The 17958-nt window shown below is 50.5% G+C and carries 10 protein-coding genes and 3 pseudogenes; 8 read left to right on the top strand and 5 right to left on the bottom strand.

The window, feature by feature from the left end; translation table 11 throughout:
- Positions 1-83 precede the first annotated feature (83 nt).
- The 7 genes and pseudogenes from recJ (at position 84) to E7747_RS06095 (ending at position 9625) form a co-directional block, all read left to right on the top strand.
- Positions 84-1805 (top strand): single-stranded-DNA-specific exonuclease RecJ, encoded by a 1722-nt coding sequence (gene recJ, locus E7747_RS06125; protein ID WP_136414765.1) that lies wholly within the window; start codon positions 84-86, stop codon positions 1803-1805.
- Positions 1806-1842: 37 nt separating this feature from the next.
- Positions 1843-3743: pseudogene (locus tag E7747_RS06120) on the top strand (RecQ family ATP-dependent DNA helicase).
- Between the two features lie 297 nt (positions 3744-4040).
- Positions 4041-4217 (top strand): annotated as a pseudogene (locus tag E7747_RS17465) (DUF5597 domain-containing protein); the annotation flags it as partial.
- Between the two features lie 116 nt (positions 4218-4333).
- Complete coding sequence (locus E7747_RS06110) at positions 4334-5992, top strand: sialate O-acetylesterase (protein ID WP_228449271.1); 1659 nt, start codon at positions 4334-4336, stop codon at positions 5990-5992.
- A gap of 42 nt (positions 5993-6034) precedes the next feature.
- Positions 6035-7447: an MFS transporter gene (locus E7747_RS06105; RefSeq protein WP_136414763.1), complete on the top strand. Its 1413-nt coding sequence runs from the start codon at positions 6035-6037 to the stop codon at positions 7445-7447.
- Between the two features lie 33 nt (positions 7448-7480).
- Positions 7481-8596 carry an endo-1,4-beta-xylanase gene (locus E7747_RS06100; protein ID WP_136414761.1) on the top strand — a complete coding sequence of 372 codons (1116 nt, stop codon included), beginning with the start codon at positions 7481-7483 and terminating at the stop codon, positions 8594-8596.
- A gap of 42 nt (positions 8597-8638) precedes the next feature.
- On the top strand, positions 8639-9625 hold the full coding sequence (locus E7747_RS06095) for a glycoside hydrolase family 43 protein (RefSeq protein ID WP_136417054.1): 987 nt from the start codon (positions 8639-8641) through the stop codon (positions 9623-9625).
- 54 nt (positions 9626-9679) lie between these two features.
- Here E7747_RS06095 and E7747_RS06090 read toward each other — a convergent pair whose 3' ends face one another.
- Positions 9680-10030, bottom strand: a complete 351-nt coding sequence (locus tag E7747_RS06090; RefSeq protein WP_136414759.1) for a hypothetical protein — start codon at positions 10028-10030, stop codon at positions 9680-9682.
- A gap of 197 nt (positions 10031-10227) precedes the next feature.
- Between E7747_RS06090 and E7747_RS06085 the strand changes: the two are divergent.
- Positions 10228-12206, top strand: a pseudogene (locus E7747_RS06085) (alpha-glucuronidase).
- A gap of 123 nt (positions 12207-12329) precedes the next feature.
- Here the strand turns inward: E7747_RS06085 and ftsZ are convergent.
- The 4 genes from ftsZ to murC form a co-directional block, all read right to left on the bottom strand.
- A complete protein-coding gene (gene ftsZ, locus E7747_RS06080; protein ID WP_136417052.1) occupies positions 12330-13721 on the bottom strand; it encodes a cell division protein FtsZ in 1392 nt (463 codons plus the stop codon).
- A 141-nt stretch (positions 13722-13862) separates the two neighbouring features.
- A complete protein-coding gene (locus tag E7747_RS06075) occupies positions 13863-15599 on the bottom strand; it encodes a cell division FtsA domain-containing protein (RefSeq protein WP_136414758.1) in 1737 nt (578 codons plus the stop codon).
- 29 nt (positions 15600-15628) lie between these two features.
- Positions 15629-16525, bottom strand: a complete 897-nt coding sequence (locus tag E7747_RS06070) for a cell division protein FtsQ/DivIB (protein WP_136414756.1) — start codon at positions 16523-16525, stop codon at positions 15629-15631.
- Between the two features lie 40 nt (positions 16526-16565).
- A complete protein-coding gene (gene murC / locus E7747_RS06065) occupies positions 16566-17954 on the bottom strand; it encodes a UDP-N-acetylmuramate--L-alanine ligase (protein WP_136414754.1) in 1389 nt (462 codons plus the stop codon).
- Positions 17955-17958: the final 4 nt, after the last annotated feature.

The following is a 17958-nucleotide window of genomic DNA, read 5'->3' as shown; positions in this document are numbered from 1 at the left end:
TCCTCTTTTCCTCTATATGGGTCTGGCATATAAGCCATTGACCCGTTCCCGCCTTCTTTTGAAATAAAAAAGAAACAACATAAATGACAAGTAAATGGAATTACTGTCCCCTTACATCCGACGAACAAGAAGTGGAGTCCGGTCTGGCCAAGCGCTATGCCGGCGTACCGCCCATTAGCGAGCTGCTGGTGCAACGGGGCATTTCCTCTGTCGAGGAGGCGGAAAAATTTTTCCACCCGTCGCTGAAGGATATGCACGACCCGTTCCTAATGCCCGACATGGACAAAGCCGTCCACAGGCTTAACCGTGCCATGGGGTCAAAGGAGCAGATTATTGTCTATGGTGATTATGACGTCGACGGAACAACCGCCGTCGCACTCGTCTATAAATACCTGCGCAATTTCTACTCCCATATAGACTACCTTATCCCGACGCGCAACGAGGACGGATATGGTATATCGAAGGCTACCATAGACATGGCTGCCCGTCAAGGGGTCAAGCTCTTCATTATCCTTGATTGCGGCATCAAGGCGACCGAAGAGATAGAATATGCCCGCTCTCTGGGCATCGACTTTATAATCTGCGACCACCACGTGCCCGACGAGACTCTTCCGCCGGCAGTGGCCATACTTAATCCCAAACTCGAAGGGAGTCCTTATCCATGCCCCCATCTTTCGGGATGTGGCGTGGGCTATAAATTCATGCAGGCGTTTGCAATCTCCAACGGACTCGGATGCACCGATCTGGAAGGGATGCTCGATCTTGTGGCCGTATCCATCGCAGCCGACATCGTTCCGATGGTCGGCGAAAACCGCATCATGGCCTACCACGGACTGAAGCGTCTCAACTCCAATCCCAACATGGGACTGCGGGCCATCATCCGAATCTGCGGGCTTGCATCACGCGAAATCACCATCAGCGATGTGATTTTCAAAATCGGTCCGCGCATCAATGCCTCCGGCCGAATGCAGAGCGGAAAAGAGGCCGTCGACCTGCTCGTGTCGCGCGACATACCCGATGCCTATGCCCGTGCAAAGGAAATCGACCGCTATAATCAGGACCGAAAAGAACTTGACAAGCAGATTACCGACGAAGCCAACGCCATCCTTGAAGAACAGAGCGAGACGCTATCAGACAAAAAATCAATTGTCATCTATAACAAGAACTGGCATAAAGGAATCATCGGTATTGTCGCATCACGACTGACAGAGCTTTATTACAAGCCATCGGTCGTGCTGACCTATTCAAACGGCGTGGCGACAGGCTCGTCGCGCTCGGTACAGGGATTTGACGTCTATCGTGCTGTCGAATCGGTCCGCGACCTTCTTGAGAATTTCGGAGGCCATACATATGCAGTAGGACTGTCACTGAAGGAAGAGAATATCCCTGAATTCACCCGGCGCTTCGAGCAGTTTGTCAGCGACAACATTCGCCCCGACCAGCTCACCCCGCAGCTCGACATTGACTCCTATCTGACATTCTCTGAAATCACTCCGGAGTTTCTCGGTCTTCTCAAACAGTTCAATCCCTTCGGCCTGGGCAACAATAAACCGGTCTTCTGCACACGGAATGTCACTGATTTCGGCACATCGAAACTCGTCGGCCGCCACAGCGAGCACATCAAACTTGACCTTGTAGACCCGACATGCGGAAAGGTAATGAACGGAATAGTGTTCAACAGCGCACAGCTGTTCGACCATATCCATTCAGGCAAACCGTTCAGCATCTGCTACACTATCGAGGAAAACAAGCACAAAGGAGGATCTGCCATCCAGCTTTTCGTCAAGGCAATACATCTCGACTGAAACAGTCCTCACGAAAACCGATCTTCGCCACAGACCTATGCCTCTGAGCATACTGAAACAATATTGGGGCTACGATGCGTTCAGGCCGATGCAACGCGAAATCATTGATTCCGTGCTCGACGGACATGACACGCTCGGACTTCTGCCGACTGGCGGAGGCAAGTCCATCACATTTCAAGTCCCGGCGCTTCTGCTGCCGGGACTTACCATTGTAGTGACACCCCTGATATCACTGATGAAGGATCAGGTCGACAATCTGAAGAACCGCGACATCAGAGCAGTCTACTTCCACTCCGGCCTTACACGGCGCGAAGCCAACCTCGGACTGACACGATGCCGCCTTGGGAAAGTCAAACTCGTCTACGTCTCCCCCGAACGTCTACAAAACGACAATTTCATTGCCGAACTCCGCAGCATGGACGTGAGTCTCATAGTGGTCGACGAAGCTCACTGTATCTCACAGTGGGGCTACGATTTTCGCCCGTCATATCTCAAAGTTGCCAAGCTCCGCGAAATCACAGGCGAGCATGTGCCTATCCTCGCACTGACCGCATCGGCAACCCCGGAGGTGACCGCCGACATCATGCGCAGCCTCCGGTTCAGAGAGCCGAGAGTGTTTGCTCGTTCATTTACACGCGAAAACCTATCATACATCGTCCGCTATGCCGACTTCAAGGAGGAAACGCTGCTTCGTGTGCTAAACGCCACATCGGGCTGCGCGATAGTCTATGTCCGCTCGCGACGCAGATGCCGCGAAATAGCCCAGCTGCTCACGAGGGAAGGCATAAGCGCCGACTACTATCATGCCGGTCTTGCCCCTGAGGACAAGGAACTGCGCCAGAACGCATGGAAAAATGACCATATACGTGTAATCGTAGCGACAAACGCATTCGGAATGGGCATAGACAAACCTGATGTCAGGACGGTGGTTCACTACGACCTTCCTTCGTCGCTCGAAGAGTATTATCAGGAAGCCGGACGTGCCGGACGCGACGGGAAAGAATCGTTTGCAGTCGTGATCGCGTCATCGCGCGACAAAGCGACACTTTCGCGCCGACTAAGCGAAAGTTTCCCCGAGAAAGACTTCATAAGCCATGTGTATGAGCTGGCGGGCAACTTCCTCAACGTTGCTGTAGGCGACGGCTACGGCCAGCTTTATGAATTCAGCCTCGAAAACTTCTGCCACACATATTCCCTTCCACCGATTCCGACGCAAAGCGCCTTGCATCTGTTAAGCCGCGCAGGCTACATCGAATACATCGAGGAGACAACATCAACCTCCCGCCTCATGATTATCATGAAAAAGGAAGAACTGTATGGCCTTGAAATGACAACTGATGCCGAGGAGGTGTTTCAATGTATACTGCGCACCTACACCGGCCTGTTTGCCGACTATGTCCCCATAAGCGAGCTGACCATCGCACGCTCGACAATGCTGTCGACCGAGACAGTCTACCAGACTCTCCTCTATCTCACGCGGCTTCACGCCATCCACTACATCCCGAGGCGGACTACACCTTATATATATTATACGACTTCCCGTGAACTCCCGAAACATGTCATACTTCCTCTTGAAGTCTACGAACATCAACGGGAGCGCATGCGCGTGCGCCTTGACGCAATGAAAGAGTTTGTCTTCTCGGCCACAGAATGCCGGGCAAAGGGATGCTGCGCTACTTTGGAGAAAAAGACCCGCAGGATTGTGGCAAATGTGATGTCTGCCGTGCCCGTAGGCCAAAAAACAGACCGACGGCCGACAGCCGTGAAAACCTTCGCAAAACCATCGTCTACCGCGCAAACCAGCCTGAGGGCTGTGAAGTCACCTCGCTTTTGCGTGACATTGCAGAAAAACGTGAAAACATAATCGCAGAAATCCGTCATCTCGCCGACACAGGCGAAATCATAATTGACGGCTGCCATGTAAGGACTAAAAAATAGGACTCTTTACGGCAGACCGGCAATAATATATGTCATCATCACAATAAGCTTGCCGTTACCATTACAATAAGGTCTGTCGTAGTTCCGCACTATTTACCGCCAAAAATATAAATCTGACGGTCTGAATCAACATTTAAGGTGATATTTTGACAGAAATCCCAAGGCGGTAATACCCATTTTAGAGCAAATTCCGAATATGCTTTTGAACCTTCGGATGCTTCCGGACAATATGAAAAAACTCTCGGCGAAGATGGATTTCTTGCTTCGGGAGAAGACCGCACGCCTGAATCCACGGACCGATGGCGTGAGAAACGCATAGGACTCGCATCCGTCGAACAGATAGAAATCGAAAGCGATGGAAACCGGAAGCGGGTGCGCACACTCAACGGCGATGAGACCCATCAGGGGCGACACATCCGTATCGGTGTCGACGATTTTGAAATTCTCCACGTAAAATTATACGAATATGAGTGATATGTTACATATCAATACGGATATGTAACGCCGGAAGAATCCACATTTCAACAAAATAAACTATCTTCGCCTCCGAAAAATAATACCACCGAACTTTATCACTGCAAACATAAACCATGACCCGATTCATCGCCTTAAGCATAATATCAGTTTTTAGCCTGATGACGGCACACGCCGAAGTCAGACTTCCCCGGATATATTCCGACGGCATGGTCGTGCAACGCGACCGCCCACTGTCTCTGCGAGGATATGCCAATCCCGGTGAGGAAATCACCGTGAAGGTTATCAAAGGCAACAAAACCACAGTCAAGGCTGACGCCGAAGGACATTGGACAGCCTCACTACCGGCGCTAAAGACAGGCTGTACCTATACCATCGAGGTCGGCGACAAAATCATCTCGAATGTTGCCGTAGGCGATGTCCTTTTATGCTCCGGACAGTCCAACATGGAGCTGCCGGTCAACCGTGTGACCGATATGTTTGCCGAGGAAATAGCTTCTTACAAAAATGCAGACATCCGGCATTTTGTCGTTCCAAAGGAATTCGACTTTGCCACCGAGCGCGACGACGTGAGTCCGACCACATGGAAATCTGTCGATGACGATGCAATGAATTTCTCTGCACTCGCCTACTTCACCGCCAAAGCCCTTCACGAAAAAACAGGCTTGCCTGTCGGAATAATCAACGCCTCGTGGGGTGGCACACCGGTTGAATCATGGATAAGTGAAACGGCTCTCTCTTCATTCCCGCGCGCAATCAACGAAAAACGCATATATAGCGACGATTCTTACCGCGACAATATCAAGCGTCTCGAAGGCGAGAACTATTCACGCTGGAATGCCGCGATGTGGTCAGGCGATCCCGGCCTTCATGCTGAAATCAAGTGGTATGCTCCCGAATTCGATGATTCGTCATGGGCGCAGACAGATCTTATCAGCGGAACATTTACAGACGGAACTGTGACCGGCGACGACCTTCACAATACTTGGCGCGGAACAGACCGCTGGAGCAACGACGGCCTTAACCCGGTCAACGGCTCTCACTGGCTGCGCAAGAATGTCGAGCTTCCGGCCTCTATGGCAGGAAAACCGGGCGTAATCCGCTTAGGTTGCATAGTCGATGCCGACTCGGTCTATGTCAACGGTACTTTTGTAGGCACGACAGGCTATCAGTATCCTCCACGCATCTACAACATTCCGGCAGGTGTTCTCCATGAGGGGACAAACAATGTCACCGTCCGCGTCATCAGCCAGAACGGCAATCCCCATTTCGTTGCTGAAAAACCATATAAAATAATCGTCGGAAACGAATCTGTAAGCCTTGAAGGCAAGTGGCGCTACCATCTCGGAGCGCAGATGCCACAAGGTCCGGGCATGGAATTCTATTGCTATAAACCGTCCGTGCTCTACAATGCAATGATTTCACCGGTAATAGACTACCCCGTCGCAGGAACTGTCTGGTATCAGGGCGAATCAAACGTAGGCCGTCGCAATGAGTATGGAGCGTTGCTGAAAACAATGATTTCCAACTGGCGCAAGGCATCGGGCGATACAGAGATGCCGTTTTATATTGTAGAACTCGCCGATTTCCTACATCCATCCGACACTGGCGGACGTAAGGCTTGGGCAGAAATGCGTCGCGTACAGGCTGAAGTCGCAGAGGAAACTCCGAATGCAACACTCATCAGAAATTCCGATCTCGGCGAATGGAACGACATTCATCCGCTCGATAAAAAGACACTCGGCCGACGCGTCGCCGATGCAATCATGAAATAACTGTCAAAACAACCACATCTTACCATAAGCATTCTTTAATCCATGGAAGCAAGTATCAATATGTCACAGTCACAAGAAGCCAAAGGTTTCTACAAACTCTCCATGCTGCAGTGCATAGGATTCGGCTCAGGCGATCTCGCACAAAATCTGATATATCAGACAATCAGCATGTATCTGCTGTTTTTCTACACCAATGTCTATGGCCTTGACCCCGCCATAGCGGCTGTCATGTTTTTGATTGTACGTATAGTCGACGTAATCTGGGATCCGATTGTAGGAACTTTTGTCGACAAAAATAACCCCCGTCTTGGAAAATACCGCTCCTATCTGATACTTGGAGGCATTCCTCTGACCGGCTTTGCTATCCTCTGTTTCTGGAACGGCTTTTCCGGCTCTCTGCTCTATGCCTATATCACATACGTAGGACTTTCGATGTGCTACACCCTCGTCAACGTACCCTACGGAGCGCTAAACGCATCACTAACACGCGACACGGCTGAAATCACCAAACTGACATCTGTCCGCATGTTCATGGCAAATGTCGGAGGTCTTGCCGTCGGGATGGGTATTCCATTCGTATTGCGCATATTCGACCCTACCGAAACGACCGACATGTCTATGAACGACAGCGCATGGTTCGCTACTATGGCTCTCTATGGCTGCGTCGGACTCGGACTGCTGATTTTCTGCTTCTCTCAGTGCCGCGAACGCGTGGTGATGGATTCAAAAGAAACAGAGAATGTCAAAGTGACAGACCTTTGGATGGAATTTGTCCATAACCGTCCGCTGCGCATTCTCGCATTCTTTTTTGTTACTGCATTTGCCATGATGGCCGTGGGAAATGCAGCTGGCGCATACTATATCCAGTACAACCTCGGAGGTTCTGCCGCCGAACTGTCCATATTCATGGGACTCGGCTCAATCCCGGCTTTCATTTTCATGCCGATGATTCCCGCAATCAAGAAAATGGTCGGCAAGAAAGGCATGTTCTACATATTCCTTATCGTCGCAATCATCGGCATGATGATGCTCTATGCCATATCAATGATCGAAGCCCTGAAACAATACATGATACTCGTATACATAGCCCAGTTCATAAAATCGACAGGTGTCATTGTTGCCACCGGCTATATGTGGGCTCTCGTGCCTGAAGTCATCTCCTATGGAGAATACACCCACGGCCGTCGCATATCAGGCATAGTAAACGCTCTGACCGGTATTTTCTATAAGGCCGGCATGGCTTTGGGTGGTGTAGTCCCCGGCCTGGTCCTCGCATTCGTCGGTTTCCAGAAAGAAGCTCTTACGCAGACACCGTTCGCACAGCAGGGCATTCTCTGGCTTGTGGCTGTTATCCCCGCCATTCTTCTCGCTCTCGCAATGTTCATCATCTCCCGCTATGAACTTGACGACGATGTGATCGACCGTATCAACCGTGAAATCGAATCACGCAATTGACCTCAAACCAAATTTCATCAATACAATCAGTTTATGAGAAAATTCGTCCTGCCAGTCTCTACAGCGACCTTACTATTCTTTTCGGCGTGCGCCACTGAGAAAGCCGAGCCGACGATGAAAGAATATTTTGCCAATGACTTCCTCATCGGGGCAGCCATCAACATGAACCATGTCAAAGGTAATGATCCTAAATCCGATTCAATCGTGCGCCGTCATTTCAATTCAATCGTGGCTGAAAACTGTATGAAGTGCGAGGAAATCCATCCTGCAGAGGATACTTATTTCTGGGATGATGCCGACGCATTCGTAGATTACGGACAGCGCAACAACATGGCAATAATCGGCCATACCCTGATATGGCATTCCCAGCTCGCCCCGTGGTTTGCAGTCGATTCCGTAGGCAATCCCGTAGCGCCTGAAGTGCTTAAACAGCGTATGCACGACCATATCACGACTGTCATGACCCGCTACAAAGGCAAGATAAAGGGTTGGGACGTGGTCAACGAAGCCATCGTCGAAGACGGCTCTTACCGCAAATCACCTTTCTATGATATTCTGGGTGAAGAGTTCATCCCGCTTGCATTCCAGTATGCCCACGAAGCCGACCCGGATGCGGAACTTTACATCAATGACTATGCCATGAACGTGCCGGCAAAGCGTGAAGCATACGTGAAACTTGTAAACGACATGAAGTCAAAAGGCCTCCGCATCGACGGCATAGGCATGCAGGCCCACATGGGAATGGATTATCCCGACTTCAATGAATTCGAGAAGTCGATCGAGGCCTATGCTTCGACAGGCTGCAATGTGATGATAACCGAATGGGACATGAGCGCTCTTCCGACCGTGAGCCGTAGCGCCAATATTTCTGACAGCATCGTCTACAACACAGTCTTCAATCCCTATCCTGACGGACTGCCCGCTGACCTTGCCGAAAGGTGGAACTGCCGGATGGACTCTGTGACCGACATACTTCTCCGCCACTCGGATGTCATATCAAGAGTAACGGCATGGGGCACACACGATGGCATGTCATGGAAAAACAATTTCCCGATGAAAGGACGTGTCGAGTATCCTCTGCTGTTTGACAGGGACTACAATCTAAAACCATTCATGGAAAACCGCCTCGCGGAATCCACTGCGAACTGATAGTAAACCATTAATCAATCAGAACAATATACAATGAAACTACTGTCTCCTGAAAAAAGATACCTGTTCCCGGATGACTACATGGCCGATCCGAGCGTCCACGTGTTCAACGGCAAAATCTATATCTATCCGTCACATGACTGGGAATGTGAAAACATCGAGAACGACAATGGTGACCAGTATGTCATGAAAGACATGCACGTCCTGACAATCGACGGCAATCCTATGACGGACCATGTGACAGACCACGGCAAAGCGCTCGATATCGCAGATATTCCGTGGGCAGGCCGACAGCTCTGGGATTGCGACTGCGCGGAAAAGGACGGGAAATACTATCTATATTTTCCACTAAAAGATAAGAACGACATATTCCGCATAGGCGTTGCAATAAGCGACCGTCCTGAAGGGCCGTTCATCCCACAACCCGACCCTATAAGGGGATCTTACTCGATAGATATCTGTGTTTTCCCTGACAATGGCGAATATTATCTCTACTTCGGCGGAATCTGGGGCGGACAGCTGCAACGCTACCGTGACAACAAGGCACTTGAATCAGCTTGCCTTCCCGAAGGTGACGAACCGGCGTTGCCCTCCCGCTGCGTACGTCTGACAAAAGACATGTTGCAGTTTGCCGAAGAACCGCGCCCGATAGTAATCCTCGACGCTGAGGGAAATCCGTTGAAAGCCGATGATCCCCACCGCTTCTTCGAAGCCTCGTGGGTTCACAAACACAATGGCAAATACTACCTCTCATATTCCACAGGCGACAGCCACCTGCTCTGCTATGCCATCGGAGACAACCCCTACGGACCATTTGTCTACCAAGGTGTCATCCTCACACCCGTTGTCGGATGGACAACACACCACTCCATCATCGAATATGAAGGCAAATGGTATCTTTTCCATCACGACAGTGTACCCTCCGGCGGTAAATCATGGTTACGCAGCCTAAAGGTCTGTGAACTTACTTACGATGAAGAAGGCCATATTCTCCCGATTGACGGAGGCGGCGACCCTTATAATGAGTAATATCCCGTGCAATCAGGAAGTAGGGACGCGGTAAAAACCACGTCCCTACTCTGTTCAATCATCATCGTCATCCCAATGGTGACGGCCATGATGTCTGTGATGCTTGTAGAGTTCCTTGTAGAATTTTTTCTGGGCCTTACGATATTTCTTATATCTTTTCTTCAGCTTTTTGCTGTGGTGATGGTCTCCGTAATCATAATAACCACGCGGGCCGTCCCAGCCATAGTCCACATAATGAACCACTCTGCGTGGCGGAGGTGGAGGCGGTACATGACGGCCTGAATGATGGTTGACACTTACTCCAGTCCCTCCAAGGTCCATCCAAAACGATACATTTGTCTGTCCTACCATAAGAGTAGAACCTGCGATTGCTGCCGAAAGGGCTAATGCTGCTATTCGTTTCATGACTTTTTGAATTTGGGGATTGTATATTCATACAACTTTCCCGACTAACATAAAGTTGAGCAGATAGACATTATGACCAACATATTGGAATTATCGACCAAGGGCAAGCAAAATCTATATAATCCGTCCTAACAACTACCAACCAGATATTTCAGTCTATGAATCAATATCGGACACTTTTCTTATCCCTTTTAATCATGCTCTCGCTGTCAGCGACAGCAGACCAAAGCCACATCAGCTGGCTTCCATACGGAAAAGAGGGAAAAGCTTCAGTGACAGTCGATCAAAAAACTATCTCGCCGACACTCTCAATCGCATCACGGGAACTACGTGACAACTGGAAAGGCCAGCCTGTCAGACTTACCAAGGAGGGAGTCGCCAAGAAGCTCCCGCGTAACGGGTATGCAATCAGCCGGACAGATGATGAGATAGTCATACAAGGCTCTGACGACCTTGGGATACTATATGGCGCATACGCCCTGCTCCGCAATCCACAAAGCGGAAAAGACAGCTGCCTTTACGGCTCCCCGGCCTACGGACTGCGCATACTTAACCATTGGGACAATCTTGACGGAACAATAGAGCGCGGCTATGCGGGGCACTCGCTGTGGAAATGGGATGAACTACCGAAGACCATCTCACCACGCTATGAGGAATACGCACGCGCAAATGCGGCAATCGGGATAAACGGAACCGTGCTCAACAATGTCAATGCCTCACCCCGCATTCTATCTCACGACTATCTGGTCAAAGTCGCCGCTCTCGCAGACATATTCCGTCCATACGGAATAAAGGTGTATCTGTCGGTCAATTTCGCTTCTCCTATGGCACTTGACTCGCTTCCTACCGCCGACCCGCTTGACAGACGAGTCAACAAATGGTGGAAAGACAAGGCCAAGGAAATCTACGGCCTTATCCCGGACTTCGGAGGATTTCTTGTCAAAGCCAATTCCGAAGGCCAGCCGGGCCCTATGGATTTCAACCGCACTCATGCCGACGGGGCAAACATGCTTGCCAAAGCGCTCAGACCTTACGGCGGGATTGTCATGTGGCGTGCATTCGTCTATTCTCCGGCCGATGCCGACCGGGCGAAACAGGCTTATCTTGAATTTCAGCCTCTCGACGGCAAATTTGAGTCAAACGTAGTGATTCAGATTAAAAACGGTCCGATTGATTTTCAGCCACGCGAGCCTTACTCTCCGCTCTTCGGCGCAATGCCGGAAACAGACCAAATGGTAGAGTTTCAGGTAACACAGGAATATCTCGGACATGCGAACCATCTGGCATTTCTCGCCCCGATGTGGAGTGAATTTTTTGAATATGTCCGTCCCGAATCGCTAAAAGCTGTCGCAGGTGTCGCAAACATCGGTGACGACAAAAACTGGACAGGCAACCCTCTCGCCCAAGCCAACTGGTACGCGTTCGGACGGCTGGCATGGAATCCGGATCTTTCACCATCCCGAATCGCAGACGAATGGCTTGCTTTAAGTCTTGTCGACAAAACGCGGACTCCAAACGACATCTACCAATCTCTCTCCGATATGTTTATGACAAGCCGTGAGGCCGTGGTCGACTATATGATGCCTCTGGGACTGCACCATCTCTTCGCTTTCGGCCACCACTACGGCCCTGAGCCTTGGTGTGATATCAAGGGCGCACGCCCCGACTGGCTGCCGGTATATTATCACCGAGCCGACACCGTGGGCATTGGCTTTGACCGCTCTCCGACAGGCAGCAATGCCACGGGGCAATATCCCGAGAGCATGAGAAAACAGCTCGCCGACATAAACACATGCCCCGAAGAATTCCTGCTATGGTTTCACCACGCCCGTGGACTCACACCATGAAATCGGGCAGAAGCCTTTGGGATGAACTCTGCCACGCCTATCAGCGAGGTGTCGACAAGGTTGCAACCTATCAGGATGTCTGGAAAAACGCACGGCCATATATCGACCCAGAAATTTATGCGGATGTCGCAATCAGACTCGACACGCAGTTGCGCGATGCAAAATGGTGGCGCGACGCTTGTCTGCAATACTTCCGGCAATATTCCCGTATGCCTGTCCCCGACTCAATCGAAGCACCATCCCACACTCTCGAAGAACTGATGAAGATCAAACTTCCTATTTCAAACTACGAATCCCCATCGCCGGAGCTGCTCAACGAAACAAGGTAAAAGCCGGTCGCACACACAAATATATAAGATAACATACCAGACACTGTAATAGCGAAGCAGGACTCCCGCCGGGAATCCTGCTTCGCTATTACATATATCTATGAATATCTATAGTGTGTCAGATCAGCCGAAGACAACGGTCATTCCTGCCGACCCTCCCTGCTGCACCGGTGAGGGTGTGTGAGAGCCAACATATTCCGACATGCCGGTGCGGACACTCTCGACAATCTTGCGGTCTCGCTTGTAGGTAGGATACTTTTCAAGTATATCACAGATAGCATCGTCGTCAAGCTGGTCAAGACCGAGAATTATCGTCGACGTACGGTCCTTGCCTTCGGTGAGGTCTTTGATTTTTGTCAGACCATATTCCTCGGCAAGACGCTCGTCGGTGATCTCAGAGGGATTAGGTGTATTGACCTTAGGCGCAACTGCCGGGGCTGCGGGAGCTGTCTGAATACCGCTCTTGGCAGGTGCGGGAGGAGGAGTCGTGGTTGCGGGACGTCCGCCTGGCTTACCGCCGCCGAATCCGAAACCGCTCATGCCGTTTGCCATGAGTTCTTCTTCCTCTTCACGGAGAGTGACATCGAATCCTGAGGCAAGGATGGTCATCTTAACACCGTTGCCGAGGTTTTCATCAAATCCGACACCCCAGATCACATCGACATCGGTCGTGATCGAGCCGATGAAGTCTGTGATTTCGCGGGTCTCGCTCATGAGGAACTTCTCCTCGGCGTTGGGGTTGAAATATAGATTGAACAGGAGCTTCTTCGATCCGAGTATGTCGCGGTTTTTCAGAAGCGGTGAGTTGAGAGCGTCGCGGATAGCCTTGGTGACACGTTCCTCGCCTTCGCCGTAACCTGTCGAGATGATTGCTGCACCTCCGTCGCGGAGAGTCGAGTCAACGTCGTTGAAGTCAAGGTTGATGAGCCCGTTGCAAGTGATAAGTTCCGAGATTGAACGTGCGGCAATCGAGAGAGTGTCATCGGCCTTGCCGAACGCGTTCAGGAAATCAAGATCGCCGTATATCTCACCGAGCCGTTCGTTGTTTATGACGAGGAGGGCATCGACATGCTTTGCCATCTCGTCAGCTCCGGCAATAGCCTTCTTAATTTTTTTCTGACCTTCGAAAAGGAAGGGGATTGTCACGATGCCGATTGTAAGCAGACCGCGCTGCTTGGCAATACGTGCGACCACGGGAGCGGCACCTGTCCCCGTGCCACCACCCATACCGGCGGTGATAAACACCATTTTTGTCTGGTCGTCAAACAAGGCTGCAATCTCTTCGGCACTCTCCTCGGCAAAATCGCGGGCCTTCTCAGGCTTGTTGCCTGCGCCGAGTCCGTCGCCGATTTCAAGAGTGTGGGGAACCTGCGAATGACATAGAGCCTGACGGTCTGTATTGATATTGACAAACGAGACACTTTTAATGCCCTGTACATACATGTGGTTGACGGCATTGTTACCGCCACCGCCCACACCGATAGCCATTATATTGCATGCAAGGTCAGGTGCCATAGTGTTGCCCTTGAAGGCAGAGGTGTCTGAAATGTCTTGATTATACTGATTTTTGTTTTCGTCCATTTTTTTACTGCTTGAGGTTAGACGTCAGTGTATGAAATTTATTCTAAACTATTTATATATCAAAGCGTTGTCTGATTAGTTGTCATTGTCGGGATCATCATCTTCGACAGGTTCTGTCATGAGTGATACCGCACGGTCACGAAGCGCCCCCAGCTTTCTGGAAAACCAGTTCCTGCTCTGCTGTTGTTCGGCAGCCGGTTTTGCAGGAGCTTCGGCAGCCGTAATGTTACGCGCCTGCGTACGATAGGGATTATCCGGAGTCTGAGGTGCCTGATAAGGCTGCTGTCCGGCCTGATAAGGATAACCGCCAGTCATCGGTTGCTGAGGTATCGGTTGTTGAGGCTGCTGATATTGGGGTTGAGCTGGCTGATAGGCCGGCTGATATGGTGCAGACTGTGGTATCGGTTGCGGCTGCTGTACCGGCTGATATTGCGGCTGCTGCACAGGTTGCTGGACCGGTTGCTGATAAGGCTGTTGCTGAGGCTGCTGGTATGGAGCCGGAGCAGGCTGCGAAACCGGTTGCGGCTGATAGGCCGGCTGATATTGTGCAGGCTGTGGTTGCTGTGGCTGCTGATAGGCCGGTTGTTGATAGGGCTGAGCAGGTTCCGATACAGGTTGCACGGGCTGATGCTGCGATGCGGAAGCATATGAATATTCCGGCATGATGCGTTCCATACACTCACACACATTTTTTTCTTTTGCAGCAGCTGCAAGTATTGATATGACATCGACATGATCCGAACCGTTGAGACGACCGTCAAGAATACGGATTCGATTGGTCGGAGAGCCGAAGCGAACATTCATGGTCGTGATGTTCGCAAGACGACGGTCGAAACCGTTGAGCTTCGCCCCACGCCCCACAAGGACTATGCCTCCGGGAAGCTTATCGGGACTAAGTCCGGCATATTTTATCTGTTCGTTGACATTTGCCACAATCTCTCCTGCGCGGGCGGCCACATAGTTGTTTATCTGAACGAAATCAACTCCGGCCACATTATGGACCATATTAGAGGAATCGGAATTGGTAAGCGCATTGCCACCTTGAATCTTCAGATCCTCTGCACGCTCTTCAAGAATATTGAGTGCTGTTATATCGCGGGTTATATGACGTGATCCCATAGGAATTGTCGACAGATACATCAGCACACCGTTCTTGTAGATGGCGACAGTTGTCGTATCTGCCCCGCAGTCGACAAACATACATCCCTGTCGCTTCTCCTCCGGATAAAGCACAAGGTCTGCTTCGGCAAGAGGACGGACAAATAAATCATTGATAGTGATATGCAGACGCTCGTCAAGCACCATATTGAGCTTTCGCATAAGCTGGTCGCGACAGCTGATCAGATTGAGACGTGCCGATATGTGGGATCCGAACATGCCGACCACTCTGGGCGCAGGGAAGTTGTCGACACGAAATTCTTTCGGAGACACTCCGACGATCGTACGTTCATGAAGCTGGTTGCTGAGAGCCTCATCCGTTATATCGTTGATCAATGCATTTGTTATCTCCATTTCTGACGACAGACTGCGTTCGATCTCTATTTCCTGCGACATGAGCGAACGACCTCCGACCGCCACGTAGACCCCCGTTATTTTGCGCTGAGGTTCACGCTGCTCCAAACGATTAAGCACAGTGCGTATGGCAGTTGCAGTTTCAAGGACATTGAGGATGCAGCCATAGCGGACACTGTCAATGAGCCGTTCCTCCTCGACAGTCTTCACACTCAACGTCCCTGATGCATCTACCGTGCCTATCGCTCCTTTTATTTTCGAACTCCCGATTTCGAGAGCCACTATATATTTATCTTCCATTGGGGATGTATGATTTATCGGATTAATGTTTAGTATTTCTGTCTTGCCGGGATAGGCTTTTCAGAATGAGCCTTCACGCCGGGGACAGTCTGTCCGGGTGCTACCCCTTCGCCTGCAAGCATAGTTCCCATATCGACCGTCTCGTCATCGTCGTAGTGGACGACGGGAACTTTCTGAGTGGCACGCCTGCGCTTGGAGGCGACAAGCTGCCCTTTCCATTTCAAAGTGAGAGTGTCATATTTCTCCCAGCCCTGCTGGGGAAGCACCTCTCTGTAGAATCTCTTAAGCCGTTCAAACTTATCATCGAATCCTTCGGGCGCGCCGATGTTGATGACATGTTCGCGGATGACCGGGACAAGTATGATATCGGTCGGAGACTTGACCTTTATCATCGAAATGTAGGAGTTCCATACCGAATCGTTGGATATGTAGCTGAGCAAAGGGAGCAACGATTCCGATGTAAAAGTCGAGTCAGGGTAATCAAAACGGCCTTCAATCAGGGGAACATCCTTGTGATAGCGCGCATCGGCGCCGACCTTCTTTCCGGCCTTGTTGATATAATATGAACTTCCGGCATCAAAGACACGGGCAATCGGTATAATCGGCACAGCCTTGATGCGTATGGTTCCGTCGGTCATACGCAACACCTCCACATCCTCAATCTTGTCAAGGTCGAGCAGATGCTTGCGTATCTCCTGTGTATTTATATTGGCAAGAGCCATTCCGGGAGCTTTCTCCGGGAGGGAGTCAAGTTCACGGACAAGCTCACCGGCAGTCACGAAGCTGCGGCCGCCGTCGCTGTCCTCGACCGATATTTCAAAGGCTCGACAAAGCTGAGTATCGGCCTCGCCCACTGTCATGGAAAGTGCGACAATGAGATAGACGACAAGCATCAATGAGAATATGGCCTTAATATAGTCGGACATGTTTATTCAAAATACGGTTTTTACAATAAAAACAGTTTGATTATTCTTTCAATGAGCCAATAATTTGAGGAATATAAGTGTTGATATCTCCGGCTCCAAGGGTTAGTAGGATGTCAAAGTTACGATTTTTCAACGTTTCCACCAATTTTTCTTTGCTAATTAAGCTTTTATCCTCACATTTAACATTGTCAAAGATGATTCGAGAGCTTACACCGGCAATCGGAGCCTCCCGTGCGGGATAAATGTCGAGCAGCACAAGCGAATCGGCGGCCGACAGCGCATCGGCAAATTCAGCAGCAAAATCCCGTGTGCGGGAATAGAGATGGGGCTGGAATGCGACTGTCAGTCTGCGGCCCGGATAGAGTGCTTTGACTGACTCAATGGATTTTCTGATTTCTTCGGGATGATGCGCATAATCGTCGATAATGACATGACCGGCACCGTTATCTTCCTTCAGATGTGTCTCAAAACGGCGCTTGGTTCCGCGATATGAGCTTATGGCCTCGCGGATCACTTCGGGTTCCCACGCATTGGTAAGACAGACCGCAGCCACAGCCGCTACCGCATTCTCGATATTCACCTCGACGGGAACTCCGAGGTTCACGTTGCGGATAGTGCCTCTCGGGGTTACTATATCAAAAGTGATGTTGCCGGGTTCACGACGGATATATGTGGCATGGAAATCGCCCTTGTCACGCGAATAAGTCAGGACTCTGACTCCCTCCTGCGGTCTCGGTTTCAATTTAAGATCCTCATGGATCACAAGAGACCCTCCGGGACGGATAAGCTCGGTGAAATGGGCGAAACTTTCAAGGTAGGCAGCCTCATCGCCATATATATCAAGATGATCAGGATCGGTAGCTGTAATCACAGCCACATAAGGCGTAAGATGATGGAAAGACCTGTCAAACTCGTCGGCCTCAATAACGCTGAAATCCGACGACGGACTGATGAGGAAATTTGTTCCATAGTTGATGAGTTCTCCACCAAGGAAAGCATTGCATCCGACCGAACCGCTCTTAAGGATATGTGCGGCCATTGATGAAGTGGTGGTCTTGCCGTGAGTTCCCGCGAAACAAAGTGAGCGTGACGAACGGGTGATGAGTCCGAGGACAGCGGCACGTTTCAGCACATCGAATCCGTTAGCCCGGAAGTATTCAAGAATCGGAAGACTGTCAGGCACAGCGGGAGTGTAGACCACAAGTGTCGTATCAGGATTGCGGAAATCATTCGGAATGGAATCGATACTTTCGTCAAATGAAATCTCGACACCTTCACTGCACAACTCGTCGGTCAAGGCTGTCGATGTACGGTCATATCCGGCGACATTTTTACCTTTGGCAAGAAAATAACGTTCGAGAGCCGCCATGCCGATGCCACCCGCACCGACAAAATATATATTCTGTATGTTGGTCAAGTCTTTATTCATGACA

Source organism: Duncaniella dubosii (assembly GCF_004803915.1).
In the GTDB taxonomy this organism is placed as follows: domain Bacteria; phylum Bacteroidota; class Bacteroidia; order Bacteroidales; family Muribaculaceae; genus Duncaniella; species Duncaniella dubosii.
Note: the sequence above shows the minus strand (reverse complement) of the source record. Positions and strands in the feature narration are given on the sequence as shown.